The organism is Sporosarcina sp. NPDC096371, assembly GCF_044762865.1.
In the GTDB taxonomy this organism is placed as follows: domain Bacteria; phylum Bacillota; class Bacilli; order Bacillales_A; family Planococcaceae; genus Sporosarcina.
Map to the genome: position 1 here is coordinate 254,504 of NZ_JBIWFE010000003.1, position 24,817 is coordinate 279,320.

The 24,817-nt window shown below is 41.3% G+C and carries 25 protein-coding genes and 1 riboswitch; of the genes, 19 read left to right on the forward strand and 6 right to left on the reverse strand.

All coding sequences use genetic code 11. The features are described 5' to 3' along the window. Positions 1-12: 12 nt before the first annotated feature. On the reverse strand, positions 13-831 hold the full coding sequence (locus ACIQ0H_RS09910; RefSeq protein WP_403413851.1) for a GNAT family N-acetyltransferase: 819 nt from the start codon (positions 829-831) through the stop codon (positions 13-15). Between the two features lie 394 nt (positions 832-1,225). Between ACIQ0H_RS09910 and ACIQ0H_RS09915 the strand changes: the two genes are divergently transcribed. Continuing rightward, a complete protein-coding gene (locus ACIQ0H_RS09915; RefSeq protein WP_403413853.1) occupies positions 1,226-1,870 on the forward strand; it encodes a DedA family protein in 645 nt (214 codons plus the stop codon). A gap of 787 nt (positions 1,871-2,657) precedes the next feature. Here the strand turns inward: ACIQ0H_RS09915 and ACIQ0H_RS09920 are convergent. Genes ACIQ0H_RS09920 through ACIQ0H_RS09930 form a run of 3 tightly spaced genes read right to left on the reverse strand, consistent with a single transcriptional unit; the run spans position 2,658 to position 5,323 of the window. Further along, positions 2,658-3,230 carry an SCO family protein gene (locus ACIQ0H_RS09920; protein WP_403413855.1) on the reverse strand — a complete coding sequence of 191 codons (573 nt, stop codon included), beginning with the start codon at positions 3,228-3,230 and terminating at the stop codon, positions 2,658-2,660. Between the two features lies 1 nt (position 3,231). Then, the gene (locus ACIQ0H_RS09925) at positions 3,232-4,647 is read right to left on the reverse strand and encodes a sensor histidine kinase (RefSeq protein ID WP_403413857.1); all 1,416 of its coding nucleotides are present in this window, start codon (positions 4,645-4,647) and stop codon (positions 3,232-3,234) included. A gap of 1 nt (position 4,648) precedes the next feature. Next, a complete protein-coding gene (locus ACIQ0H_RS09930; protein ID WP_403413859.1) occupies positions 4,649-5,323 on the reverse strand; it encodes a response regulator transcription factor in 675 nt (224 codons plus the stop codon). A 354-nt stretch (positions 5,324-5,677) separates the two neighbouring features. Here ACIQ0H_RS09930 and ACIQ0H_RS09935 point away from each other — a divergent pair, with 354 nt between their 5' ends. From ACIQ0H_RS09935 to ACIQ0H_RS09970, 8 genes are all read left to right on the forward strand, one after another. Beyond that, positions 5,678-6,439 carry a FixH family protein gene (locus ACIQ0H_RS09935; protein ID WP_403413861.1) on the forward strand — a complete coding sequence of 254 codons (762 nt, stop codon included), beginning with the start codon at positions 5,678-5,680 and terminating at the stop codon, positions 6,437-6,439. A gap of 167 nt (positions 6,440-6,606) precedes the next feature. Further along, positions 6,607-7,071: an S-ribosylhomocysteine lyase gene (locus tag ACIQ0H_RS09940; protein ID WP_403413863.1), complete on the forward strand. Its 465-nt coding sequence runs from the start codon at positions 6,607-6,609 to the stop codon at positions 7,069-7,071. Positions 7,072-7,165: 94 nt separating this feature from the next. Next, entirely contained in the window at positions 7,166-7,618 is a 453-nt protein-coding gene (locus tag ACIQ0H_RS09945; RefSeq protein WP_403413865.1) for an OsmC family protein, read from the forward strand. Between the two features lie 187 nt (positions 7,619-7,805). Continuing rightward, positions 7,806-8,303, forward strand: a complete 498-nt coding sequence (locus ACIQ0H_RS09950; RefSeq protein WP_403413867.1) for a PTS sugar transporter subunit IIA — start codon at positions 7,806-7,808, stop codon at positions 8,301-8,303. A gap of 18 nt (positions 8,304-8,321) precedes the next feature. After that, entirely contained in the window at positions 8,322-9,728 is a 1,407-nt protein-coding gene (treP, locus tag ACIQ0H_RS09955) for a PTS system trehalose-specific EIIBC component (RefSeq protein WP_403413869.1), read from the forward strand. Positions 9,729-9,753: 25 nt separating this feature from the next. Continuing rightward, a complete protein-coding gene (gene treC / locus ACIQ0H_RS09960; protein WP_403413870.1) occupies positions 9,754-11,412 on the forward strand; it encodes an alpha,alpha-phosphotrehalase in 1,659 nt (552 codons plus the stop codon). A gap of 12 nt (positions 11,413-11,424) precedes the next feature. Then, positions 11,425-12,141: a trehalose operon repressor gene (gene treR, locus ACIQ0H_RS09965; protein ID WP_403413872.1), complete on the forward strand. Its 717-nt coding sequence runs from the start codon at positions 11,425-11,427 to the stop codon at positions 12,139-12,141. A 136-nt stretch (positions 12,142-12,277) separates the two neighbouring features. Continuing rightward, the gene (locus tag ACIQ0H_RS09970) at positions 12,278-13,378 is read left to right on the forward strand and encodes a DUF2087 domain-containing protein (RefSeq protein ID WP_403413874.1); all 1,101 of its coding nucleotides are present in this window, start codon (positions 12,278-12,280) and stop codon (positions 13,376-13,378) included. Between the two features lie 49 nt (positions 13,379-13,427). Here the strand turns inward: ACIQ0H_RS09970 and ACIQ0H_RS09975 are convergent, their stop codons facing one another. Then, positions 13,428-13,985 carry a GbsR/MarR family transcriptional regulator gene (locus ACIQ0H_RS09975; protein ID WP_403413876.1) on the reverse strand — a complete coding sequence of 186 codons (558 nt, stop codon included), beginning with the start codon at positions 13,983-13,985 and terminating at the stop codon, positions 13,428-13,430. Positions 13,986-14,371: 386 nt separating this feature from the next. Here ACIQ0H_RS09975 and ACIQ0H_RS09980 point away from each other — a divergent pair, with 386 nt between their 5' ends. The 10 genes from ACIQ0H_RS09980 (at position 14,372) to ACIQ0H_RS10025 (ending at position 23,239) form a co-directional block, all read left to right on the forward strand. After that, complete coding sequence (locus ACIQ0H_RS09980) at positions 14,372-15,634, forward strand: quaternary amine ABC transporter ATP-binding protein (RefSeq protein ID WP_403413878.1); 1,263 nt, start codon at positions 14,372-14,374, stop codon at positions 15,632-15,634. Continuing rightward, complete coding sequence (locus ACIQ0H_RS09985; protein WP_403413880.1) at positions 15,627-16,472, forward strand: ABC transporter permease; 846 nt, start codon at positions 15,627-15,629, stop codon at positions 16,470-16,472. Before ACIQ0H_RS09980 ends, ACIQ0H_RS09985 begins: the two co-directional genes overlap by 8 nt. After that, positions 16,472-17,371 carry a glycine betaine ABC transporter substrate-binding protein gene (locus tag ACIQ0H_RS09990; protein ID WP_403413882.1) on the forward strand — a complete coding sequence of 300 codons (900 nt, stop codon included), beginning with the start codon at positions 16,472-16,474 and terminating at the stop codon, positions 17,369-17,371. The genes ACIQ0H_RS09985 and ACIQ0H_RS09990 overlap by 1 nt, the downstream gene beginning before the upstream one ends. 132 nt (positions 17,372-17,503) lie before the next feature. Further along, positions 17,504-18,409: a glycine betaine ABC transporter substrate-binding protein gene (locus tag ACIQ0H_RS09995; protein WP_403413884.1), complete on the forward strand. Its 906-nt coding sequence runs from the start codon at positions 17,504-17,506 to the stop codon at positions 18,407-18,409. 99 nt (positions 18,410-18,508) lie between these two features. Further along, positions 18,509-18,657: riboswitch (FMN riboswitch) on the forward strand. A gap of 190 nt (positions 18,658-18,847) precedes the next feature. Continuing rightward, entirely contained in the window at positions 18,848-19,930 is a 1,083-nt protein-coding gene (gene ribD, locus ACIQ0H_RS10000) for a bifunctional diaminohydroxyphosphoribosylaminopyrimidine deaminase/5-amino-6-(5-phosphoribosylamino)uracil reductase RibD (RefSeq protein ID WP_403413886.1), read from the forward strand. Further along, positions 19,927-20,586: a riboflavin synthase gene (ribE, locus tag ACIQ0H_RS10005; protein WP_403413888.1), complete on the forward strand. Its 660-nt coding sequence runs from the start codon at positions 19,927-19,929 to the stop codon at positions 20,584-20,586. Before ribD ends, ribE begins: the two co-directional genes overlap by 4 nt. A 13-nt stretch (positions 20,587-20,599) precedes the next feature. Continuing rightward, on the forward strand, positions 20,600-21,793 hold the full coding sequence (locus ACIQ0H_RS10010) for a bifunctional 3,4-dihydroxy-2-butanone-4-phosphate synthase/GTP cyclohydrolase II (protein WP_403413889.1): 1,194 nt from the start codon (positions 20,600-20,602) through the stop codon (positions 21,791-21,793). A gap of 12 nt (positions 21,794-21,805) precedes the next feature. Continuing rightward, positions 21,806-22,270 carry a 6,7-dimethyl-8-ribityllumazine synthase gene (gene ribH / locus ACIQ0H_RS10015; RefSeq protein WP_403413891.1) on the forward strand — a complete coding sequence of 155 codons (465 nt, stop codon included), beginning with the start codon at positions 21,806-21,808 and terminating at the stop codon, positions 22,268-22,270. A gap of 177 nt (positions 22,271-22,447) precedes the next feature. Continuing rightward, a complete protein-coding gene (locus ACIQ0H_RS10020) occupies positions 22,448-22,786 on the forward strand; it encodes an ASCH domain-containing protein (RefSeq protein ID WP_403413892.1) in 339 nt (112 codons plus the stop codon). A gap of 9 nt (positions 22,787-22,795) precedes the next feature. Further along, a complete protein-coding gene (locus tag ACIQ0H_RS10025; protein ID WP_403413894.1) occupies positions 22,796-23,239 on the forward strand; it encodes a hypothetical protein in 444 nt (147 codons plus the stop codon). Positions 23,240-23,561: 322 nt separating this feature from the next. Here the strand turns inward: ACIQ0H_RS10025 and ACIQ0H_RS10030 are convergent, their stop codons facing one another. Then, the gene (locus tag ACIQ0H_RS10030; protein ID WP_403413896.1) at positions 23,562-24,191 is read right to left on the reverse strand and encodes a hypothetical protein; all 630 of its coding nucleotides are present in this window, start codon (positions 24,189-24,191) and stop codon (positions 23,562-23,564) included. Between the last annotated feature and the right edge of the window lie 626 nt (positions 24,192-24,817).

Sequence of the window (24,817 nt, forward strand, 5' to 3'; positions counted from 1 at the left end):
GGGGAGGCTATGTTAATTCCACAAATAATAATCTTGTGCCTGAATGGACTTGAATCCGATATTTTCATAGAGGCGAAGGGCATGCATATTTTTTGCCTCGACATCAAGTCCAACGCTGTATCCTTCTTCGTGTAGTTGTTTGACGATGTTTCGTAACGTTTTCCCACCGTAACCTTTTCCTTGGAATTCCGGTGAAATAGCAAAACCGTAAATATAAGCCTCTCCGTCAATTTTGCTCACGCGGATTTTACCAACATCGGTGCCATCAGCCACGATGATAAAACGATGTTCCTCCGTTCTATCTTTAATATCTTCATGATGAATCCGAGCGTCATCTTCACTCAAATTGAATGCAAGGACATCGAGATGTACCTCGAAGTCAACATCAGAAGGTAGCGACTGGCGTATCAGGATATCTTCGCTTTTTTCAAGTAGCTGCTGCTCCCACTGCATCTGAAACTCTGAAAAGTCATACGTGCACGATTGTGTCGCCAACCATTCTTTAGCGGTTACTGAAGAGTCAGGCGTGTTCAATAAAATCTTTTGAAAGCCTTTTTCTTGAATCACTTGCAGTGCCTGTAGCCAAAGCGTGGAAAAGTGGTGCTTTCTTCTTGCGCTAGGTTTGACCATCCCGCAAACTTCTACTGTGGAGCCGAAACCATATAAGGCTAAATAAGCAATGAGTTGCCCGTTTTCTTCATAGAAGAAATCCATGCTTAGGTCGTCCCTTTGTCGCAGCATATCCCAGTTTAACTTTAATTGAATATTGTCGGTCTGTTCGCACTCTTTTTGAAGAACTTCAATGGTGTGTAATTGTTCATTTGTTAGCATGTTTTTCCACTCCTATCATAAGATACTATTACTATATACGAAAAAATGGGGGAGTGGTTCATCCGAATAATTAAGGACAAGAAAACGTCGAAGGAAATTTGAAAGAAATTGTTATCCCAAATCGCCTATAAGTTTAGCTATATGTGAATCTTCTATTATCTATTTCGTGACAACGTCCGTAGAAAGAAGTATGATGAAACAGGTTACTTTAGTCGAAGTCGGCAACTACTGTAAGTTGTGGGATGAAGGCAAAATGGCTTCCTTAGTATATGAGGGTTTAAATCCTTCAGAATCAAGTGATCTTCCGGAGGGTGTTACAAACTTTGGAATAAATTATGCCGAGGTGTAATAGATTTAGACGATCTGAAGAGTAATAGTGAAAGAGAGTACATATATGACAATCATTCAGAACTTAATCAGCTTTATTTTGCATATCGATCAACATCTGGTTGAAATCATTCAACAGTTTGGCGTATGGTCGTATGGGATTTTATTTTCAATTGTTTTTGTGGAGACAGGAATTGTTATTTTTCCTTTCTTACCAGGTGACTCGTTGCTGTTTGCAAGTGGAGCATTTGCTACAAGGGGTGCATTTAACATTGCCCTTCTACTCCTCGTATTCTTTACAGCGGCAGTATTAGGCGATACGGTTAACTATCAAATTGGTAAAAAAGTAGGGACTTCGATTCGACCAAATAGCTTGATTGGTCGAATTATCAATCAAGAGAAAATGGCGAAAGCAGAGAATTTCTTTAATCGACATGGTGGTAAAACGATCGTCATCGCACGCTTTATGCCATTCATTCGTACGTTTATTCCTTTTGTTGCAGGGGCTAGTCGTATGAGTTATAATTCCTTCTTTTTTTATAATGTTGTAGGTGCTGCTTTATGGGTTGGACTCTGTACGATGGCGGGCTATTTCTTCGGCAATATTCCCTTCATTCAAGAAAACTTTTCAACTGTCCTGCTACTCATTATTTTTGTGTCAGTCCTTCCTGCTTTAATCGGCTTTGCAAAATCTCGATCGAAAAGAAAATAACAATCCCACGTCTGTTGATTAATCAAAAGCAACTAGTAGATAACTGAATCAAACACTAGGCACTACGTGTATAGGTGCATTTGGAACACTTTGGATTGAATGACTTCTATGCAATTACCGAAATGTCTGGATGTGTAGGAATACGACTTTGTCGCATCCCTACACATTTTTTTTGGTAATCGTATGGTGGTCCTTCATCCGCCGCTCTCCAACAGAGTAGATACACGCAGTGCTAAAGCTCTTGGGGACGAAAGAACAGCTGCCTTCTTACCTAGAAAGTGGCCGGCAAAGATACAATTTTGGCGGCTGAGGCTTTCTTTATGGTTTTTTCATTTTTTATTAAAGAAGTGTCACTTGCGATAAGGCGTCACAAGAGGTGGAATTGTAGTGCGTTCCTCCTTTGATTAGAAGCTTACACTTTGCTAAAAGTAAGAAAAAAACGCGATATACAGAGTGTTAGAGTGCCCGAAATTGTATCTTCGGGCACTTAGATTCTCTATAGAAGGTCATCTATTCTTTTCTTTCAAAAGAACTGCATTTTTCACTTGAACATTGTAGGTACGCGACAGGCAATTAATCACAACAGAATAACCGAAAAAAGAATGACTAGAAATGACGAAGTCATTTCTAGTCACACCGCCCCTCGGTAAATCTGCCAAGATTAATTTGCCGAAAGCGGACCGGAAATAGTCCAGTGAAAATAAAGGTTTCCAAGCCCTTCTCACCAGTATTTTATGCAAGAAAATAAAACAGCTCTCGGGTGACGGTACCCAAGAGCTGTTTTTGTTTAGTTTTTTTGTAATCCTTCGATATCCTTGATCAATTCTTCGGCATAGGAAGAATCGATATAATTATATTCGTTGATAATCTTTCCTTGTTGATCGACTAAATAAAAATTTGTGCCGTGAAGGACTTGTTGGGATGATTCTGGTTTGATAACAATGGTTTTGAATGTATCCCTCGCAAATGTTTCAATTTCTTTTTGGGAATACCCTGTCAGCATATGCCAATTCGATTCATCGTCCGTATATTGCCCGATATATTCTTTTATTACTTCAGGTGAATCGACTGCAGGATCAACGGAGAACGACACGAATTCTGCGTGTAGGCCCTGTTCTTTTAGTTGCTGTTGGATAGCAGCTGTTTCGGACATCATCGGTAGGCAAACGGTATCACATTGTGTAAAGACAAAATTGGCGACCCAAACGGTATTTATCAACTCGTCGGTTCCAAAGGCTTGCCCGTTTTGATCTGTGAATGAAAAGGACGTCAAGGGCTTACCGGCTAAAGATTTGTTACTACAGGCAGACAGCAATAATGTGAGGGCAACAAAAAAGAGTAGACCGGTTATTTTTCTCATATTAGGTGCCTTCTTTCTCCTGGGTTAGTAAACCAGGCAATTGAATGGATACGGTCGTACCTGTTTCAGCATCACTAGTAATCGTAAATAGACCGTTGTGTAAGCGTACAATCTCCTTGACGATGGTGAGCCCCAAGCCAGTTCCGCCTGTTGTTCGAGTCCGCGCTTTATCTGTGCGGAAAAAACGCTCGCCGATTCGTTTAAGATCCTCATCATGAATATGAGTGCCTTTGTTTGTCACTAAGAATTGAACAAAGTCATCATTATCCTTCATCGTAATGGCAATGACTCCATTCTCTTCAGAATATTTGATAGCGTTATCAATTGTATTGTAAAAAACTTGTTGGATTCTTTTTTCATCACCCATAATAATCAGTTCTTCTTCAATCGTTGATGCTAAACGTAATCCTTTTTCTGTCATATGAATGGCGAACAGGTCAATTGTATCGAATAATAATTGAGCGATGGCGATTGGCTGCCGATCGATTGAATACATATCTTCTTGTAAATGATTCAATTCAATTAAATCATTAATTAGCTTATTAAGGCGTACAGTTTCTTTTTCGATGGTCGATAAATAATTTTCAGCTTCTTCTGGAGATGAATAGATCTTTTCTTTTAACACATGTGTGTAGCCGCCGATATAGGTTAACGGCGTACGCAGCTCATGCACGACATTTGAAATGAACTCTTTTTTTCGTACTTCTTGTTGTTCTAGTGATAGGCTCATGGAGTTGAAAGCCTGTGCCAACTGCCCGATTTCGTCATCACTAGCCGTTTCAATTCGCTTGGAATAAATCCCTTTTGATACTTCACCAGAAAGTAGTTGTAGTTCTTGAAGCGGTTTAAACAAAGATTGCGAAACGCGATTGACAACCAAAAAAAGAATGAAGAAAAATAGAACACCTACAGCGATCAATAGGGGAATGCTTTCCCGGAATACATCTTGGATTGCAGCGAGAGGGACATAAATGTAAATGAAACCAAGTAGTTTATCCTCACTTTTGATAGGGAAAATAGCACCTATTATTTCGCGGTCAAGTTCTTCTACAAACCCTTCCTTTAAGACGTATGAACCTTGTTCTAAAATCAATTTGTCATCGGCATCGACAAGGGTTTCATAATTTATTTTGTAGGGGAAAGAGGTGGTTAGCTCCTCTAAATTATCAACAACAATTATTTCGTATTCCGAGATAACATTATACCACTGAATTTTATCGATGATTTCTTCGCTTAATTCCCCATAATGGTAGTGAGCTGCTGTTTTTTGACCTTGATGGATGATGGATTCTTCAACGGTCGATAAGTACAGCTTGGAATACAAGTAATGGATAAAGAAAAACGAAAATAGAATAGCAAACCCGATACTAGTACCTAGTACAATTAAAATTTTCTTACTAAGTGTTAGGTTTTTCATCTTACACCTCGAATTTATAGCCGAGACCCCAAACCGTTTCGATCAAATCTCCTGCGCCATCCATTTTAAGGCGAAGTGTCTTGATATGGGTGTCGACGGTCCGCGAACTGCTTTGGTGGCTATCCCCCCAAATTAGTTGTAACAATTGTTCTCTTGTATAGACGCGTCCTTTATTTTTCGCAAGTAAATGTAGCAAACCGAATTCCTTTGGTGTTAATGATAGGGGCGTATCGTCCAATGTAACCGTATGCGCTTCCGGATCAATTACAATTGGGCCGACAGTTAACATATCGGTCATTGGTCTATTTAGATAAGAACGCCTTAATACGGATTCGACTCTTGCAAGTAATTCGCCAGGCAAAAATGGTTTGACAATATAATCGTCGCCCCCGAGTTTTAGACCTTGAACTTTGTCCCACTCTTCTCCTTTAGCCGAAAGGAAGATAAGCGGAATATCCGAACTACGCTTCACTTCTCGCGCAAATGTAAAGCCGTCCATATAGGGCATCATGACATCGACAATTAAGAGTTGTGGAGCCATTTTGTCGATTAAGAACAGTGCATGTACGCCATCTGTGGCTTCAATGACAGTGTACCCTTCTTTCTCTAACAAAGTTCGAACCAATTGCCGCATTTGTTCCTCGTCGTCTATAATCATGATGGTGGATTTATTCATCACAAAACCTCATTTCACTTGATTTAGCAGAAGTCTCCTCTTCTATAAGTCGCGGGGGAGATGCTAATATGCCTATAAATCAGAGGGATCAAAGCTTCCTGCTAATTCAAGTTAAGCCTCCGGCGGATGTCACAAATTTTGAGGGGAGTTAATTGCGCAAGTGCAATTCAAAATTCGGACGCAATTACGCCGAGGCGTAATTGATATATAAGATAAACCTCATACCTTATTTTCTCAAATAGATGTGAAGACCATGTGAAATATTGGACTTCACATTTATTTCTTACTTATCTTATATAATAATACTGAATTAATGGTACGACGTTAAGTAAAAAGACACTGGAGGGAATTTGAATGAAACGTAAATCGTGGATATTTATACTAGTCCTTGTGTTAGCGACGATGGCCGCTTGTAGCAATGACAAGCCGAAGGATGCAGTTGTAGATGAAACGCCTCAACCAATCGCCGTAGATTTGACAGTGACGGAAGAAGTTGAAGTGAATGGTACCGTAAAAATGGAGGCAGTTGTGACGCAAGGTGACGAAGAAGTAGAAGATGCAGATGAAGTTCTTTTTGAAATTTGGGAAGAAGGTAAGAAAGACGAAAGTGTGAAAATTGAATCCGTAAATAAAAAGGACGGTTTGTATGCTGCCGAAACGACTTTTGATCATGATGGATTATTTCATGTGCAGGTGCATGTGACAGCGAGAGGATTGCATACCATGCCGAAAAAAGAAGTGACGGTCGGTAATGGTGGGAAATATGAGGAAGAACATAACGGCGAAGAGCATGGAGAGCACGAGCATGCGGAACCGGTAGCAGGGTTTGCGATGCGTTTTGCAGTGCCTGAAAATGTGAAGGCGGAAAGTGATGTAGAGCTTGTTGTTGACTTACAGATGGATGGAGCACCTCTGGAGAAAGCGAGAGTGCGCTATGAAATTTGGAATGAGGCGAACCCTGACAAGCATGATTGGAGCGAGGCCGCGGAACCTAAAGCGGGCGAATATGATGCTTCTTATGTATTTGCAGAGTCAGGTACGTTCAACATCCAAATTCACGTTGAAGATGACAATGGGTTACATGAGCATGAAGTGTTTAAGGTTGTAGTTGAATAAAAGTATGAAGTCTCCTGACGTATGGGTCGGGAGGCTTTTTTTTACTCTGAATAAATTAACTTAACACTCTAGTCGGAATTATGGTATAACTAAGGTGTTAAGCATAGTGAAGAAGTCGGAATAATAGATTGCATGATTAGGTCGACTATCTACTGGGGGGAATGAAGATGGTGAAGATGAATGTCGAGAGTTTTAATTTGGATCATACAAAAGTAGCCGCGCCATTTGTGCGTTTAGCGGGTACGAAACAAGGAAAAAATGGCGATGAAGTGTATAAATACGATGTGCGTTTTACGCAGCCAAACAAAGCGCATATGGAAATGCCCGCTCTTCACTCGATTGAACATTTAATGGCGGAAAACATTCGCAATCACTCAGATCAAGTTGTTGACTTGAGTCCAATGGGCTGTCAGACAGGTTTTTATTTATCCGTCATCAATCACGATGATTATGAGGATATCCTTGTGATTTTGGAAAAGACATTGGAAGATGTAGTCGTTGCAACTGAAGTACCTGCGTGCAATGAAGTGCAATGTGGATGGGCGGCAAGTCATAGCTTAGAAGGCGCAAAAGAACTGGCGAAAAACATGCTGGCAAAGAAAGAGGAGTGGCGGCACGTGTTCGCGGATTAACAACATGCAAAGGCCATTCACAACGTTGTGAATGGCTTTTTTCTTATGAGTAGCAGTACTATATAGATGATAGAAGGAATGGAGGGAATTAAAAATGGCGGAACACCACTTTCATTTGAAAGCGAACTGGCCTGGTTTACGGAATGATGTAGGAACAATCGATGCAGGAAATTTAACAACGGAAGTATCCATCCCACCAGAAATGGATGGGCCTGGGATCGGGACAAACCCAGACGAAATGTTGTTAGGGGCAGCTGCTACTTGTTATATTATTACACTCGCAGCCATGATGGAGCGCAGTAAGTTAGAGAAGGAAGCGTTGACAATGGCGTCTGTCGGTGTTGTTGATGTGACGAATGGCGTCATTACATATAAGAAAATTATCCATAAACCATATATCGTATTGAAATCGGATGCGACGAAGAAAGATGAGGCGCTCGCGCAAAAATTGGCCGAAAAGGCGGAAACGTCTTGTATGATTAGTCGGGCGATTAAGGGGAATGTCGAGGTTGAGTTGGAAGCGACAGTATCGAAGTTGAACGACTAGGAATAGGAATGCCTCAAGCATGTGCGCACTTTATTTTAAAGTGTGCACATGCTTTTCTTCGGTCTCATCCCCTGAATTCTAAGTGTGAAGTTCACTGATTATTTTAATTGTGAAAACGCTTGCAAAACATGTATGTACAAGTTATTATGAAATGAAAACATGTATATACAAGGTGGGAGGGCAACTAATGTTTGGGAAACTATTCGGTAAAAAAGTGCAATCGAAAGAACAAGTGATTATGGCTCCACTGAGTGGAACACTTCGTCCGCTGGAGGAAGTGCCTGATCCAGTGTTTGCAGGAAAAATGGTAGGTGAGGGAATTGCAATTGAACCTAGTGAAGGGATTGTCATCGCACCATTTGATGGAGAAATCGTTCAACTATTTCCAACGAAGCACGCGATAGGGGTGCGCAGTACGTCTGGTCTTGAGGTCTTAATTCATATTGGACTAGAGACAGTTTCTCTTCAAGGAGAAGGGTTCGAGGCGTTTGTTAAACAGGGAGACCAAGTGAAGGTGGGAGATAAGCTGATTACGTTTGAAATGGCAATCATTAAAGACAAGGCTAGTAGTACTATTACACCTGTCGTTTTGACAAACGGTGATGCTGTGAAAAGTTTTGATGTAAGTAAAGCAACGACAGTTATCGCTGGTCAATCTACATTAATGAACGTTCATTTGAACTGAATTTAGGGGGAAATAGGGATGGAGTATTCGAAAGAAGCAAGAGATATTGTTGAGGCGGTTGGTGGTAAAGAAAATATTGCCGCGGTTACACATTGCGTTACTCGGCTACGTTTTGCTTTGAATGACGAGGGGAAAGTTGATACAAAAGCATTAGAAGATATGAAAATTGTTAAGGGAGTATTTTCAGCGAACGGTCAATTTCAAGTCGTGATTGGTCAAGGGACAGTTGATAAAGTACATGCCGCTATGACACAGGAAACTGGAATGGCTGGGGCGACAAAAGAGCAAGTAAAGGATGCTGCTGCTAAAAAGCAAAATCCTTTACAGCGTGCTATTAAAACGCTGGCCGATATTTTTATCCCGATTTTACCGGCAATTGTGACAGCTGGTCTATTAATGGGGATCAATAATATTCTTGCGAATAAAGGGATTTTCTACGAAACACAGTCACTCATTGAGGTGCATCAGCAATGGGCTGGCATAGCCGATATGATTAATATTATTGCTAATACAGCATTTGTCTTTTTACCAGCCTTAATAGGATGGTCTGCCGTCAAACGATTTGGTGGTAATGAATTACTCGGAATTGTCATTGGTCTGATTTTAGTACACCCCGATTTACTGAATGCATGGGGGTACGGTGAGGCATTAGCCAATGATAGTATTCCTACGTGGAACTTATTTGGTTTAGAAGTCAATAAAATTGGTTATCAAGGTCAAGTATTACCTGTGTTATTTGCATCGTGGATATTAGCAAAAATGGAACTATTTCTTAAAAAGCGTGTCATGGATTCCTTGCATTTATTAGTCGTTGCACCGATTGCCTTATTAGTAACGGGTGTTTTAACATTTATCTTGATTGGACCGATTACCTTTACAATTGGAAACTTTATTACAGATAGTTTGGTGGCTATATTTGATTCGTATGCGATTTTGGGTGGTTTAGTCTATGGAGCAATTTATGCACCATTGGTCATTACAGGTATGCACCATACATTTCTAGCAGTAGATTTACAGTTGATTGGTAGTACTGGTTTTACATTCTTGTGGCCTATTTTAGCACTATCAAATATCGCACAGGGCTCCGCCGCATTTGCGATGATGCTTGCAACGAAAGATGAGAAGTTACGAGGCTTGTCAGGGACATCTGGTCTTTCCGCGTGGCTTGGGATTACAGAACCGGCCATGTTTGGTGTGAATTTACGCTTTAGATATCCGTTTATAGCCGCGGTGATTGGATCCTCCATAGCTGCAGCATTTATTACTATGCAAAAGGTTCAAGCAACTTCAATTGGAGTTGGCGGTGTTCCAGGCATATTATCCATTGTACCTAGTGGATGGGTTGCATTCGGTATTGGGATGGCGGTTGTGATTGTTGTGCCATTTGTGATTACATTTTTAATTGCAAAACGCAATAGAGATTAATATTAGTAGATTGAGGTGCTTCTAGATGAATAAGCAATGGTGGAAGGAAGCCGTCGTTTATCAAATTTATCCGAAGAGTTTTAAGGATGCGGCGGGAAGCGGTACGGGCGATATTAAGGGAATTATGGATAAGTTAGACTATCTACAAGAATTGGGGGTCGATGTGATATGGCTAACACCGATTTATCGGTCTCCACAGAATGATAATGGATATGATATTAGTGATTATTATTCGATCGATGAGACCTATGGAACGATGGAGGACTTTGAAAATCTACTAGATGAGACGCATAAACGAGGTATGCGCTTAATTATGGATCTTGTGATAAACCACACATCAACTGAACATGAATGGTTTAAGCAGTCTGCCAGTTCCAAAGATAATGACTACCGTGACTTCTATATTTGGAAAGACGGCGTCGATGGGGGAGCACCGAATAATTGGCAGTCAAAGTTTGGCGGATCTGCTTGGGAATATGATGAAGAAACTGATCAGTATTATTTGCACTTATTCGACAAGACACAAGCGGATTTAAATTGGGAAAATGAAGCGGTTCGCAAAAAACTATATGAAATGATGGGCTTCTGGGCGGAGAAAGGGATTGACGGTTTTCGTCTAGATGTCATCAATTTAATTTCTAAAAATCAACAATTCCCAAATGATGATGTCGGGGATGGACGAAGGTTTTATACAGATGGACCAAGAATTCATGAGTACCTACAGGAAATGAATGAAGCCATTCTCACACCTTATGAATTAATGACAGTCGGTGAGATGTCTTCAACAACACTGGATAGCTGTATTCTTTATACCCAAGTAGACCGACGAGAGCTGGATATGACATTTCAGTTTCATCACTTGAAAGTAGACTATCCAAATGGTGAAAAGTGGACCAAGGCGCCTTTTGATTTTATTCAGTTGAAGGAAATCCTGACTCATTGGCAAGTTGGTATGCATGAAGGAAACGGTTGGAATGCGCTGTTTTGGTGCAATCATGATCAGCCGCGTGCTGTGTCTAGATTTGGCGATGATGGAAAGTATCATGAAGAATCGGCGAAAATGCTTGCGACAACGCTACACATGATGAATGGTACTCCTTATATTTATCAAGGTGAAGAAATAGGAATGACCAATCATAATTTCGAAAGTATCGATGATTACCGTGATGTTGAGTCATTAAATGCTTATAAATTAATGCAAAAAGAAGGAAAGTCAGAGCAAGAAATCATTGGTATTTTACAGCAAAAATCACGAGATAACTCGAGAACGCCTATGCAATGGTCAGCTGAATCTCAAGCTGGATTTACGACGGGGACTCCTTGGATTCCTGTGACGGCTAATTATCCAACCATTAATGTGGATCAAGCAATAGCCGATCGGAACTCTATTTTTTATCATTATCAACAGTTAATCGCTTTGAGAAAGAAATATGCTATTATAGTAGCAGGAGATTATCAGCCATTGCTGGTGGATCATCCACATGTTTTTGCATATACGCGTAATTGGAATGATGAAAAATTGCTTGTAGTGAGCAATTTTTACGAAGAAGAAATTAGCGTTGATATTTCTCTAGAGGGAATGGAAATGGCGACGATAGTTAACTCTAATTATCCAGATTCCGCAATCACATTTGAGAAATTAACACTAAGACCTTATGAATCCGTTGTGTATTATGTAAGATAATGAGGTAGAGTAATGGAAAAGTATTTAACGATTTATCACGATTTAGTCAATAAAACAACGACGAAATATTGGGGCAACTCAACGATGCTTCCTTCGGAAAATAGTCTAGCGCAGACGTACGAAGTGTCTCGCGAAACCATTCGGAAAGCGCTAGATTTACTCGCGCAAGATGGTTATATTCAAAAAGTACGTGGCAAAGGATCCGTCATTATTAGTCGCAATAAATTCGATTTTCCTGTTTCAGGAATCGTTAGTTTTAAAGAACTGGCCACCAATTTGAAGTTTCCAACGCATACGATTGTAAACGAACTTTCCATTGTGAAAGCTGACCAAAAGCTACAGTCTAAATTGGACGTCAAAGTGAACGAACCCGTATGGAAAGTTGTTCGCATTAGAGAGATTTCCGACGAGAAAGTCATTTTGGACAAAGATTATTTTAATAAAGATTTCATTCCGATGCTAACGAAAGAGATCTGTGAAGATTCTATTTATGAGTATTTGGAAAGTGAGCTACAGTTGAAAATTAGCTATGCTCGAAAAGAAATCATAGTGGAAGAGCCTACACAAGAGGATCGGGAACTGCTAGATTTGGAGCATCATTCCAATGTGGTGGTCATTAAGAGTAGGGTTTATTTGGAAGATACGAGTTTGTTTCAATATACAGAATCCCGTCACCGTCCAGATAAGTTCCAATTTGTAGATTTTGCTAGAAGAGTACGTAATGGATGAATCGTATAGTCAATAGCTAGAAAGCCGTATCCCATGGGGTACGGTTTTTTTGATTTGAATAAAATTTGACTAATCCGTAGACGAATCGTATTATTGTCTATGTAAAATAAGATTTATGCGAAAGGTGTTTATCTCTATGGACATATCGGAGAATTTTTCTATAGAAGTAATGGAAATAGGGTATGTAGAAGAAAATCGTGATTATTGCTGTTTATTTTGCGATAAAAAGGTGGCTATGGGAGTTATTTATCCTGTTGGAGAGGTGCTTTTTGAAGACTGGCGCTATATGGAGCATCATATTGAGGCGGCGCATGGTTCCGCTTTTGAACAGCTATTGTCCGGAGGGAAGGAAAGTACGGGGCTGTCCGACCAGCAAACGAAACTGTTGTCTTTGATCTATGCAGGGAAGTCAGATAAGGAAATTCAGCAGGAGCTACAAATTGGTAGCCTATCGACGATTCGCAATCATCGCTTTGCGTTACGGAAAAAAGAGAAACAAGCAAAAACGCTTGTGGCTGTCATGAATTTATTGAAACAGCAACAAGCAACGGGGGCGAGTGGGCCGATTAGTGATGTGTCGATTGAGAAAACGTTTGAACCGCCGGCAGAATTGGTGCGCTATTTTTCTGAAGAGGACGGTCGATTGATATCGTACCAGCTAAAAGAGTATGAGAGAGAACAGTTGGTAGCGGAAGTGGCATTGCTGTTTAGACCTGGAAAAGTCTATACAGAAAAGGAAGTCAATACGATCTTGGTGGACATCTTTGAGGACTATATGCTGTTACGTCGAGAGCTGGTCGATCGGGGCTTGCTAGTGCGTAATGATGAAGGCAGCGAATACCGTCGTGTGTCCAATTTAGTAAATGGAGAGGGTAGCGAAATGGATTATAAAAAAGAACTGAAATTGAAGGCGAAAGAGGAAAAAACGAGATATGGTATCTTTCAAATCAAGAACGTAGCCAATGGTAAACTGTTTGTCGGCTCGACACCGAATTTTAAAACCTTAAACGGCTTAAAATTTAGCTTAAACAATGGTGTTAGCACACAGAAGGAACTTCAAGCGGATTGGAATGACTATGGGAAAGAACAATTTGAATTTGTGGAGCTAGTAGTGGTAGATGAAAAGGACTGGCAAGGGATAAGTAAAAAGAAAATCCTAGAGAAGTTATTGGAGAAATGGCTGGAGGAGTTACGACCATTTGGGGAAAATGGATATAATGGATCGAAAAAAGATTAATAAAAAGACGGTGGTCAGGTTAAATTCCTGGCACCGTCTTTTTGTATGTTCACTTTTCTGAAGTATCTGTTTGTGGTTTTTTAATCGGTACAAGATTGAAAATGTCATGATCTTCGAAAGCGTCGACAAGTCGATCAAGCCATGCGTAATAATCACGCATATACTGTAATTTTTCAATATCTATCTGGGCAAGCTCTTTTACTTCTTCACTGATTGTTGGGTCCACTACTAATTCTTCGAGTTCGGCTAACGATTTACGAACCGCTATGGAATGCTGGTTTACAGATTTTCTCCACTTAATTGAAAATAAATCAATAAAGCTTTGATACCAATCATCCGTTACTTGATAAAGATCTTTTCGAACGCCTCGTTTCCAAGCGCGCTCTACTAATTTTAAATCGGATAATGCTCGTACAGAAGTACTCATGCTCGTTTTGCTCATCCCGAGTTCTTCCGTCATATCGTCTAATGTCAACGGCTCATTATGAAAAAACATGGTGCCAAACTGTCTCCCGGAAGAAGGTGTAAGGCCATAAAGATGTATATTTTGTGCGATGGATTCAATAACCCGCTCACGCGTTTTTTCAAGTCTTTCTTTACCGTTCATGCAAGTTTTCCCTCCACTGTTATCGGCATATGTAAGTCGACCCAGTTATTTTATTATAGCGTATTATATCCGTAGGAAAAAAGCAATTTATAATAATTATAGTTTGTACAGTTTTTTCTGTACAAACTATTAAATTGGTCTAAACAGTTGAATTTATATTTTTCTAGGTCTATACTTGTGAGTGTTCATAAAGTTTTAACTTGAATCAGTAAATACTTTTGTACTGAAAGCGGGGCATCGGAAACAAAAGTTTAAACTCCCTGCTGATTCAAGTTAAGCCCCCGGCGGATGTTTCAAATTTTGAAGGGAGTTAATTGTGCAAGCACAATTCAAAATTTGGACGCAATTACGCCGAGGCGTAATTGATAATTGTAAGGAGTGGACGTATGAGTGATCAAATTGCTAAGAAGAAAATCGAAGTGCACAACACGACGAAGATTTTCGGTAAAAACAGTAAACGGGCGGCTCAGCTGCTGAATGAAGGAAAGACGAAGAGCGAAATATTAAAAGCGACTGGTGCAACTGTCGGAGTGAAAAAAGCATCTTTTGATGTCTATGAAGGTGAAATATTTGTCATTATGGGCTTGTCCGGTAGTGGGAAATCAACGCTTGTCAGGTTGCTCAACAGATTGATTGACCCGACGATGGGCACAATTTTGCTAGACGGTGAGGATATCGTCAAGATGAATAAAGAACAGCTTCGTGAAGTGAGACGTAAAAAAATTGGTATGGTCTTTCAAAATTTTGCGCTCTTCCCTCATAAAACAATTCTTGAAAATACGGAATATGGGCTGGAAATTCAAGGCGTGGCAAAAGCAGAACGTCAGGAAAAAGCGAAAGAATCTTTAAAACTCGTTGGTCTTGCTGGATACGAAGATCAGTATCCGAACCAATTAAGTGGTGGAATGCAGCAGCGCGTAGGTCTTGCTCGAGCGTTAGCGAATGGACCAGATATTTTATTAATGGATGAGGCGTTTAGTGCACTGGATCCATTGATACGCAAAGATATGCAAGACGAATTGCTACAGCTTCATAATGATATGGGAAAAACGATTATCTTTATTACCCATGATCTGGATGAGGCACTTCGTATCGGCGATCGGATTGCTTTGATGAAGGACGGAGAAATCGTTCAGATCGGAACTCCGGAAGAAATATTAATGGATCCATCAAATGAATACGTTGAACGATTTGTTGAAGATGTTGATTTGTCCAAAGTATTAACAGCAGGCCATATTATGAAAAAAGCCGATACGGTACAAGTTGATCGAGGACCGCGAGTTGCATTGCGACTGATGAAACGCCTTGGGATTTCATCCATCTATGTGGTTGATAAAGGGAATCGACTCCTTGGTGCGGTAACAGCGCAGGATGCTGTCGATGCAACTGAATCAGGCAAAACCCTTCATGAAGTTTTGATTTCAAATCTGCCAATGATGCCCGCTGAGACGTTGCTAATTGATCTATTTGATATCGTTTCAACCGCATCGATACCTGTTGCTGTTGTAAGTGATGATAACAAGCTACAAGGAATTATTATTCGAGGTGCACTAATCGGTGCATTGGCAGGCGATAATCAGTTTATAAATAATGATGCTATGGTCGATTCTGCCGAACAAACAGATTCGGAGGTGAAGTCAAATGAATAACTTACCTCGTCTACCGTTTGCTGATTGGATTGATAATGGGGTCGACTGGCTTGTGACTACATTTGGCACTGTATTTGATGGTATTTCAGATGTACTTGCGGGGATTGTTGAAGGGTCAGTGGAAGGACTTGACATGGTGCCATCTATTCTGCTTGCCGTTCTATTCTCCTTGCTAGCGTGGTTGATCTCCACGCGCCGAATTGCCTTGATGTCGTTGATTGGATTATTGTTCATCGATTATTTAGGCTACTGGTATCCGATGTTGCAGATGCTTGCATTGGTGATCACTTCTGTCACGATAGCGATTGTGATAGGTATTCCACTTGGTATTTGGGGTTCGCAACAAGCGAGTGCACGCAAAATCATTAATCCCATTTTGGATCTTATGCAGACAATGCCGGCATTTGTTTACTTGTTACCGGCGATTTTCTTCTTCAATATTGGAGTCGTTCCAGGGGTTGTCGCATCGGTTATATTCTCGATGCCGCCAACTATTCGTTTGACGATGCTGGGAATCGAACAGGTTCCTAAAGATTTGATTGAGGCAACAGAAGCATTTGGTTCGACGACTTGGCAGCGATTGACGAAAGTGCAAATACCGCTAGCTAAACCGACCATTATGGCGGGGGTCAATCAAAGTATCATGCTGTCATTATCGATGGTGGTTATTGCTTCTATGGTTGGTGCACCAGGTCTTGGTGAAGAAGTCTACCGGGCGGTTACACAATTGAAAACAGGTGTTGGATTTGAAGCGGGTCTAGCGATTGTTATCGTGGCAATTATTTTGGACCGAGTGACACAGCACGCTGGAAAGAAAAAACAAGGGGGAACTTTATAATGAGACTTACGAAAAAAGTTTTGGGACTTGGAGCAGTAGCTCTACTTGCAGTAGGGCTTGCAGCTTGTGGGAACGATGATGGAAAAGCAGGGGCAGATTCAACGCAAACTGTCGGCGAGTCTGTGAAGTATAAAATCACTGGGATTGATCCAGGCGCGGGTATTATGGAAGCAACTGAAAAAGCAATGGAAGAGTATGATTTAACTGAATGGGACCTTGTATCAGGCTCAAGTGCAGCAATGACAGCTGCTTTGAAAAAAGCCTACGATAAAGAGGAGCCGATTGTTGTAACTGGATGGACACCGCATTGGAAATTCGCGAAATACGAATTAAAATATCTTGAAGATCCAAAAGGCGCGTACGGTGATGAAGAACAAATCCGAACAATCGGTCGAACTGGATTACAAGCTGACCTACCAGAAGCCTACCAAATTTTGTCTCAATTCAAATGGACAGAAGAGGATATGGGTAAAGTCATGATTGCCATCCAAGAAGGTGAAAAAGAAGCGGTTGCTGCCCAGAACTGGATTGATGACAACGCGGACAAAGTGGCTGAGTGGACAGCTGGTGTAGACAAAGTAGATGGCGATAAAATCAAATTGGCTTACGTTGCATGGGATAGCGAAATTGCTAGCCATAACGTGATCAAATTGGTTTTGGAAGAAATGGGTTACAACGTGATATTGACACAAGTAGAGGCAGGTCCACTATGGACAGCGATTGCTGACGGCAGCGCAGATGCATCGCTTGCGGCTTGGTTACCATTAACGCATAAAACATATGCCGATAAATTTGAAGGCAAATTCGAAGAACTTGGTATTAACATGGAAGGTGTTAAAGTCGGTCTTGTTGTACCGAAGTATATGGACATCACATCGATTGAAGATTTGAAGAAATAGTAATAGTACCATAAACCCGGAAAAACGCTGTAAGGTACAGTGCTTTTTCGGGTTTATTTTTTATATCAGCTTGAAATAGTATCCAGCTGAACTGATTGGGAAATAAATAGAAAAACAAGGGGGAAATGGATTATGAAAAAGAACATCGTGAAAAAGGTAGTAGGACTTGGGGCGGTTGCTCTACTCGCATTCGGACTTGCGGCATGTGGCAAAGATGATGGGAAAGGGCAGACGGATACAGAAAAGTCAGTTGCAGAATCACTTGACTATCAAATTATTGGCATTGACCCAGGTGCTAATATTATGTCGACAACGGAAAAAGCAATCGAAGAGTATGAGCTAACAGGTATGAAAGTCGTTTCAGGTTCAGGTGCAACAATGACTGCAGCTTTAAAAAGGGCTTATGATAAAGAACAGCCAATCGTTGTAATTGGCTGGACGCCACATTGGAAGTTTGCGGAATTTGATTTGAAATTCCTGAAAGACCCAAAAGGACTGTACGGAGGGGAAGAACAAATTCGTACAATTGGCAGACTTGGCTTAGCGGATGATCTCCCAGAAGCCCATCAAATTCTTTCCCGGTTCAAGTGGACAGAAGAAGATATGAATGAAGTGATGAAAGCGATTTATGAAGGTGAAAAGGAACAAGTCGCTGCACAAAGTTGGATAGATGCGAACCCGGACAAGGTTGCGGAGTGGACAGCTGGTGTAGAAAAAGTAGATGGCGACAAAATTAAGCTTGTTTATGTGGCGTGGGATAGTGAAATCGCCAGTCATAACGTTATGAAACTTGTGTTGGAAGACATGGGCTATCAAGTGAACCTAATGCAAGTAGAATCGGGACCAATGTGGACGGCAGTGGCAGATGGTAGCGCCGATGCATCCCTTGCCGCATGGTTGCCATTGACAGCCAAGGCATATGCCGATAAATTTGAAGGGCAATATGAAGAACTCGGCGTAAGTGTGGATGGTGTTAAAGTCGGTCTTGTAGTGCCGCAGTATATGGATATTGGCTCGATTGAAGACTTGAAGAACTAAGAGAGAAACGTAGAAAATACTCGGTTCCGAACAATCGGACCGAGTATTTTTTTGCTTAAATTGAAGTAGTATGTTAACTTAGCATCAGTACGTTATAGAAAAACTCTTCGGGGCAAGGTGAAATTCCTTACCGGCGGTGATCGAGCAATCGCTCGTTAGTCCGTGACCCGTCCTTCCTTCAGTGGAAGGCGGTGGAGCTGGTGAAATTCCGGCACCGACAGTTACAGTCTGGATGGGAGAAGTTGTTTAACTATACGTATGATGCTTATTAACTTGTTTCAGTGGAATCAAATCCCAGCTGAATCAAGTTAAAGCCTCCGGCGGATGTCACAGATTTTCAGTGGTGCTTTTCGAGCCCGCTCGAAAAAATCTGGACGCAATTATGCCGAGGCGCAATTGATCTCTGCCCTTTCATAATGATTGAAAGGGGGAATGCCAATGGACCCTTATGATTATATGAGATTAGCCCTTAATTTAGCGCGCAGTGCAGAAGGACAAACCTCGCCGAATCCACTTGTCGGTGCTGTTTGTGTGAAAAACGGCCAGATTATTGGGACAGGTGCGCATTTGAAGGCGGGAACGCCGCACGCGGAAGTGCATGCCTTAAGGATGGCGGGCTCAGAAGCGGACGGCGCGGATCTTTACGTGACGCTGGAACCGTGTGCCCATACAGGGAAAACACCTCCTTGCACAGATCTCATTATTTCAAGCGGTATTCGCCGCGTTTTTGTGGCATCCATCGATCCGAATCCTGCCGTTAATGGCACAGGAATCGGGCTTCTTAAAGCTGCTGGAATTGAAGTGATCACCGGCATTTTACAGGAAGAGGCAGAGCAGTTGAACCGAGCATTTTTTCATTTTATTCAATACGGGAAACCGTATGTCACCTTGAAAGCCGCCGCAACACTCGACGGTCGTCTTTCAACGCAGACTGGGGACAGCAAATGGATTACTTCGGATGCAGCAAGAACCGATGTCCATCACCTCCGCCATACCCATGATGCTATTTTGGTAGGCATACAAACCGTACTTCACGATAACCCTTTCCTCACCACCCGTTTGCCCCATGGTGGAAAGAATCCAATTCGAATTATTTTAGACCGGCATCTTCGGACGCCACCAATAGCGAATGTCGTCACAGACGGCGCTGTAGAAACGATTATTTTTACACTCGATTCTCCAAAATCGAGAAACGCTTTTTTTGAACATCCCTTCGTTTCAATTGAAAGGATATCAGAAAGCGAATCTTTTTTAGATGAAGTACTAAAGCGCCTTGCGAATAAAGGGATCATGACGTTGTTTGTTGAAGGCGGTAGCCAGATCCATTCTAGTTTTATCAATGCAGGACTTGCAGATGAACTGTATATGTATATGGCACCGAAGTTGATTGGCAATGGTACTTCTTTATTCATGGACGAAACTCGGAACTTGATGGCGGATAGTGAATCACTCCGTTTTTTAGATGTGCGACAAATTGGAGATGATATCCGATTGCATGCCAAGTTCCACAAGGAGGATTGACGCATTTGTTTACGGGTATCGTCGAAGAAATTGGAACTGTTTCAGCAGTTAAGCCAGGACCGAATTCACTCCAATTAGCTATTCGTTGCACAACGGTTCTAAGCGATGTCAAAAAAGGCGATAGCATTGCAGTGAATGGCGTCTGTTTGACTGTGTCTGGATTTTCGAATACGCAATTTACGGCAGATGTTATGCCGGAAACGGTGCAAGCGACGACACTCCATACGTTGCGTACGGGAAATCCGGTTAACTTAGAACGTGCGATGGCCGCAAATGGTCGTTTTGGTGGCCATATAGTCAGCGGGCATGTTGATAGTACTGGAGAAATTATGTCGGTTAGACCAAAAGGAAATGCGACTTATATGGACATCAGTGTTGCTACTGAACTATTGAAGTATTTTATCCCGAAAGGTTCGGTAACAGTGGATGGCACTTCACTTACTGTCTTTGGTGTGACAGATAAGGGTTTTACTATCTCGCTTATTCCTGTCACACAAGGTGACTCCATCATAGGGAGAAAGAAGCCAGGTGATCGAGCGAACGTAGAATGCGATATGCTCGCAAAATATATGGAACGGCTAATGATGACAAACAAAACGAATTCAACTGGAGGAGTAACAATGGATACACTCACCTCCAGTGGATTCCTTAGTTAAGGGGGAATTATAGATGTACACGACCGTAGAAAAGGCGATCGAAGAACTGAAAAAAGGAAAAGCTATCATTGTTGTCGACGACGAGGACCGGGAAAATGAAGGTGACTTTGTTGCGCTTGGTGAATTTGCTACACCTGAAATGATTAACTTTATGGCGACGGAAGGCCGTGGACTTATCTGCGTGCCGATAGATGAGGCGAAAGCAAAAAAGCTCGAACTTGGCCTCATGACAGAACATAATAGTGATGCGCACGGAACTGCATTCACAATCAGTATTGATCATTCGGACTGTCATACTGGAATCTCTGCATTTGAACGTTCAGAAACCGTATTGAAGATGCTTGGAAAAGACGCGGGGCCAACCGACTTTAGAAGGCCGGGACATATTTTTCCGTTGATTGCAAAACCAGGCGGTGTGTTGAAACGCGCGGGTCATACGGAAGCCGCTGTTGACTTGGCGCGACTATCGGAAGCAGAACCAGTTGGCGTTATCTGCGAAATCATGAATGCCGATGGAACGATGGCTAGAGGTTTGCAGCTACAAGAAATTGCTGAAAGATTTGATCTTGTAATTTTAACGATACAAGATTTAATCGCCTATCGTCGGGAGAATGACAAGCTGATTGAACGTATTGTCGATGTACAATTGCCGACGGATTTCGGTCAATTTAAGGCAGTGACCTACGTAGAGACATTAACTGGCCGTGAACATATCGCTTTAGTGAAAGGTAATATTAAAGACGCTGAAAACATTCTTGTACGGGTTCATTCAGAATGTTTAACGGGTGATGTCTTTGGTTCGTGTCGCTGTGATTGCGGACCGCAACTTCATGCGGCGCTTGCGCAGATTGAAAAAGCGGGAAGAGGCGTTCTGCTCTATATGCGTCAAGAAGGGCGAGGAATTGGGCTTGTCAATAAAATGAAGGCGTACAAACTTCAAGAAGAAGGCTATGACACAGTTGAAGCCAATGAAAAATTAGGATTTCCAGATGATCTTCGAGATTATGGGATTGGCGCACAGATTTTACGAGATCTCGGTTTAACATCTATTCATCTGTTGACCAATAACCCGCGTAAAATTGCCGGATTAGCAGGGCATGGGTTAGTAGTAACGGAACGTATTCAAATTGAAATGCCAGTAAAAGATGCAAATAAGATGTATATGGAAACGAAGAAAAATAAACTAGGGCATATATTGCACAGCTAAGGGGGATTTACAATGGGAACAATCTATGAAGGACATTTAGTGGGAACAGGACTTAAAATAGGGATTGTCGTTGCAAGATTTAATGAATTCATTACTGGAAAACTATTGGGTGGAGCTGAAGATGCGTTACGTCGTCATGGCGTAGATGAAAGCAATATTGCCGTAGCATGGGTACCGGGAGCTTATGAAATTCCACTTGTTGCGAAGAAAATGGCAGCTTCAGGTAACTATGATGCGGTTATCACACTCGGTACGGTAATCCGTGGTGCAACACCACATTTTGACTTTGTATGTAACGAGGTTGCCAAAGGCGTTGCAGCTATCAATATGCAAGAAGGTATTCCTGTCATCTTCGGTGTTTTGACTACCGATACCATCGAGCAAGCAATTGAGCGTGCTGGAACAAAGGCCGGTAATAAAGGATGGGATGCAGGGGCGGCTGCCATTGAAATGGCGAATTTAATGAAGCAGTTGTAAATCCTCTGTGAAATGATTTAACTGCTAAGTGAAAGCTATCTAGTCAATTGTGACCGATGCGTGTCGAGATGAATGCATCGGTCTTACTGCATAAAAAACTACTTGCGGATATGTCGCAAAAGCTGTGAAAAATCGTTATGATAGGGTAGAGAACTATTGAGAAATGGAGCGATTTATATGACTGGATTTCCAGAAAAAACATGTTCGATTGAACGATTGGTTACAATACCAGAAGACGTACAAAAAGTACTACATGGCGAAAAAACTGCTACTCGCCGTAACGGTGTCTATGCATATCCAGGAGAAATCATGGTGCTAGATGGTCAAGAGTTTACAATCGACGCACTTTACGTACAAACGCTTGGTGAACTGACAGACGAACTTGCGCAGCAAGAAGGCTATGCGGATCTAGAAGCGTATAAACAATCGATGATGTCTATGCATGCACACGCGAAAATGCCTTGGCTTCCACAAATGAAGGTATGGGTACATGAATATAGTCCGGTTAAGAAATGATAAATTGAAATGAAACAGGTTATCTATGGAATACTCGTCTATTCACACATCGTCAGTGCGGTTCTTTCCATAGGTCCATTATTTATTTTTATGCCGATTATTAGACGTTTACGGGGCGTTGATGCAGTCATTGAGCAAGCCTACTTGTCTGTCATCAACGTCGTTATCCGTATCGTTATGCATGCGGGACATGTCCTCGTTTTCACCGGTGTCCTCCTATTAATCCTTGGACCTTGGCCATGGTATACGTCATGGGTAATCATGACGCTTGCAGTTTTGTTGTTATCTGCGGTTTTCCTATCGAGAGGGTTTACGTTAGTGCTTCGGAAATTCCACGACCCAGGCGCTGATAAAAATGTTATGCTGAGTCGTTTGAACAAAACTTCGTGGTATTATATTGGCTTAATGCTAATCATGCTTTGGCTTATGGTGCAAAAACCGATGCTTTGGTGAAGTAGTACCTGCCTTACATAGAAAAAGATATGCATCTTTACAGGTAACCCGTTCAGTTGAGTGGTACTAAATACAAAATAAAGCACTAAATAGACTGCTAATTCGCACTTGAATTAGCGGTCTTTAAAATGCCTATACATCAACGTTTAAACACAAGTCACGCCTATTTCAACATTTAAATTGACTCACGAATTACATGACCAACAATAATTATTGTAAGGCGAAAATATTGTGTTAATACCGTTGCTAATTCAGTGGTTAATTTAAATGGAAAAGGTAAGGGGAAAGTGCCCTATAAAGGAAATACCACACTGTACCTTATCTAATTTTGATCCTCATTGATTTTATTAAACAGTCCTCCGTCATCGATCATAATCCTTCCGATTTTTCCTTCTTCTGAACAAATTGCCGTCCCGCTTATCTTGAATTGCGTAGTTTCTCCAACATTGTTTATATATTCTACTTGGGCAGTAAAATCATAATGATTTGGTGCTTTTGGCTTAATACCTTGCACCACTTCGATATCTTCGATACTTAATTGATGATCGGCTGGGTAATGATGGTACATGAAAGCAGGTGTAGCATTAACAAAGGAATCAAATCCTAATTCCGTAAAATAAGACGAGTAGGTTTTTTCTACATATGAAGTGATTTCTTCTGTGTCTGGAGGTAACACACTTGTATCGACGTACCCTTCATACGATGGATCCGTTTGTTGCCTATATAATTCCTCGCTTAAACGCAGGTATTCTTCATCTGGACCCGTAAATTCCTTTTCAAGAACAGCACGAATCGCAGCTTTGTTTTTATCTTCCAATGGAGCAACTACTTCGCCTTGATTCTCCACATTTTCTTGAGAACACCCTACAATCAAAAAACAAGAAGAAAATAAAAACAGAATACCTCCCATTGTTTTCATAAATCGATGTTTACTGAACGGTTTTGAATACATCATCATTCCTCCTTATCATTTTAACAACCAATATTCTTCTGTGATTAGAATCGGAAACCAATAGTAGTAATGTTAGTGATTATTCATTAAAGCCCTACTAGTTAATACGTTCATATCGATTGGAAGGTTCCGTTAATTCTAATTAAGCAATTACTTCGCTTGAATCGAGCAAAACAAGCACCTGCATTCCATCGATGAGAAGGCTAGGGCAGTTGGGAAATTTAATATCAATCATGCTTCAGATAAATCTGCTGTTTTCAAACCAATGTCAATGGCAGCTTATTGTGGGGTTTGCCGTGTTCCACAAATAAATGAATTGCCTTGCCGATCCTCGCGAGCTCCGGGATTATCAAGAATGATTAGAATATGCGCCTCCGGATTTCCTTCGCCTCAAATCATGCGTGTGCCATGTGTATCAAGACTGCATTCGCAGCAAACTTCGACGTCATCAGGTGTTTGTTCTTCCAGCCATAATGCTGGGCAAAAATCGGACATCCTTTTCAGTTCCTCTTTGTCTATTCCATTGTCTTCACATTGGCTAGCATTTATGAAAGCAATTAGGTTGAAACATGTATAGGCTCTACATGAAAAGGCTACCTCATAAGTCGTTGTTCCGACTTTGAAGT

Coding starts and splice junctions, on each gene's coding strand:
- ribD (WP_403413886.1), top strand. CDS start 18,848: ATGGACCCTTATGATTATATGAGATTAGCCCTTAATTTAGCGCGCAGT.
- ACIQ0H_RS09915 (WP_403413853.1), top strand. CDS start 1,226: ATGACAATCATTCAGAACTTAATCAGCTTTATTTTGCATATCGATCAA.
- treC (WP_403413870.1), top strand. CDS start 9,754: ATGAATAAGCAATGGTGGAAGGAAGCCGTCGTTTATCAAATTTATCCG.
- ACIQ0H_RS09940 (WP_403413863.1), top strand. CDS start 6,607: ATGGTGAAGATGAATGTCGAGAGTTTTAATTTGGATCATACAAAAGTA.
- ACIQ0H_RS09925 (WP_403413857.1), bottom strand. CDS start 4,647: ATGAAAAACCTAACACTTAGTAAGAAAATTTTAATTGTACTAGGTACT.
- ACIQ0H_RS09920 (WP_403413855.1), bottom strand. CDS start 3,230: ATGAGAAAAATAACCGGTCTACTCTTTTTTGTTGCCCTCACATTATTG.
- ACIQ0H_RS09910 (WP_403413851.1), bottom strand. CDS start 831: ATGCTAACAAATGAACAATTACACACCATTGAAGTTCTTCAAAAAGAG.
- ACIQ0H_RS10025 (WP_403413894.1), top strand. CDS start 22,796: ATGAAACAGGTTATCTATGGAATACTCGTCTATTCACACATCGTCAGT.
- ACIQ0H_RS09945 (WP_403413865.1), top strand. CDS start 7,166: ATGGCGGAACACCACTTTCATTTGAAAGCGAACTGGCCTGGTTTACGG.
- ACIQ0H_RS09950 (WP_403413867.1), top strand. CDS start 7,806: ATGTTTGGGAAACTATTCGGTAAAAAAGTGCAATCGAAAGAACAAGTG.
- ACIQ0H_RS10010 (WP_403413889.1), top strand. CDS start 20,600: ATGTACACGACCGTAGAAAAGGCGATCGAAGAACTGAAAAAAGGAAAA.
- ACIQ0H_RS09980 (WP_403413878.1), top strand. CDS start 14,372: ATGAGTGATCAAATTGCTAAGAAGAAAATCGAAGTGCACAACACGACG.
- ACIQ0H_RS09985 (WP_403413880.1), top strand. CDS start 15,627: ATGAATAACTTACCTCGTCTACCGTTTGCTGATTGGATTGATAATGGG.
- ACIQ0H_RS09990 (WP_403413882.1), top strand. CDS start 16,472: ATGAGACTTACGAAAAAAGTTTTGGGACTTGGAGCAGTAGCTCTACTT.
- ACIQ0H_RS09930 (WP_403413859.1), bottom strand. CDS start 5,323: ATGAATAAATCCACCATCATGATTATAGACGACGAGGAACAAATGCGG.
- treR (WP_403413872.1), top strand. CDS start 11,425: ATGGAAAAGTATTTAACGATTTATCACGATTTAGTCAATAAAACAACG.
- ribH (WP_403413891.1), top strand. CDS start 21,806: ATGGGAACAATCTATGAAGGACATTTAGTGGGAACAGGACTTAAAATA.
- ACIQ0H_RS10030 (WP_403413896.1), bottom strand. CDS start 24,191: ATGTATTCAAAACCGTTCAGTAAACATCGATTTATGAAAACAATGGGA.
- ACIQ0H_RS09995 (WP_403413884.1), top strand. CDS start 17,504: ATGAAAAAGAACATCGTGAAAAAGGTAGTAGGACTTGGGGCGGTTGCT.
- treP (WP_403413869.1), top strand. CDS start 8,322: ATGGAGTATTCGAAAGAAGCAAGAGATATTGTTGAGGCGGTTGGTGGT.
- ACIQ0H_RS10020 (WP_403413892.1), top strand. CDS start 22,448: ATGACTGGATTTCCAGAAAAAACATGTTCGATTGAACGATTGGTTACA.
- ACIQ0H_RS09970 (WP_403413874.1), top strand. CDS start 12,278: ATGGACATATCGGAGAATTTTTCTATAGAAGTAATGGAAATAGGGTAT.
- ACIQ0H_RS09935 (WP_403413861.1), top strand. CDS start 5,678: ATGAAACGTAAATCGTGGATATTTATACTAGTCCTTGTGTTAGCGACG.
- ACIQ0H_RS09975 (WP_403413876.1), bottom strand. CDS start 13,985: ATGAACGGTAAAGAAAGACTTGAAAAAACGCGTGAGCGGGTTATTGAA.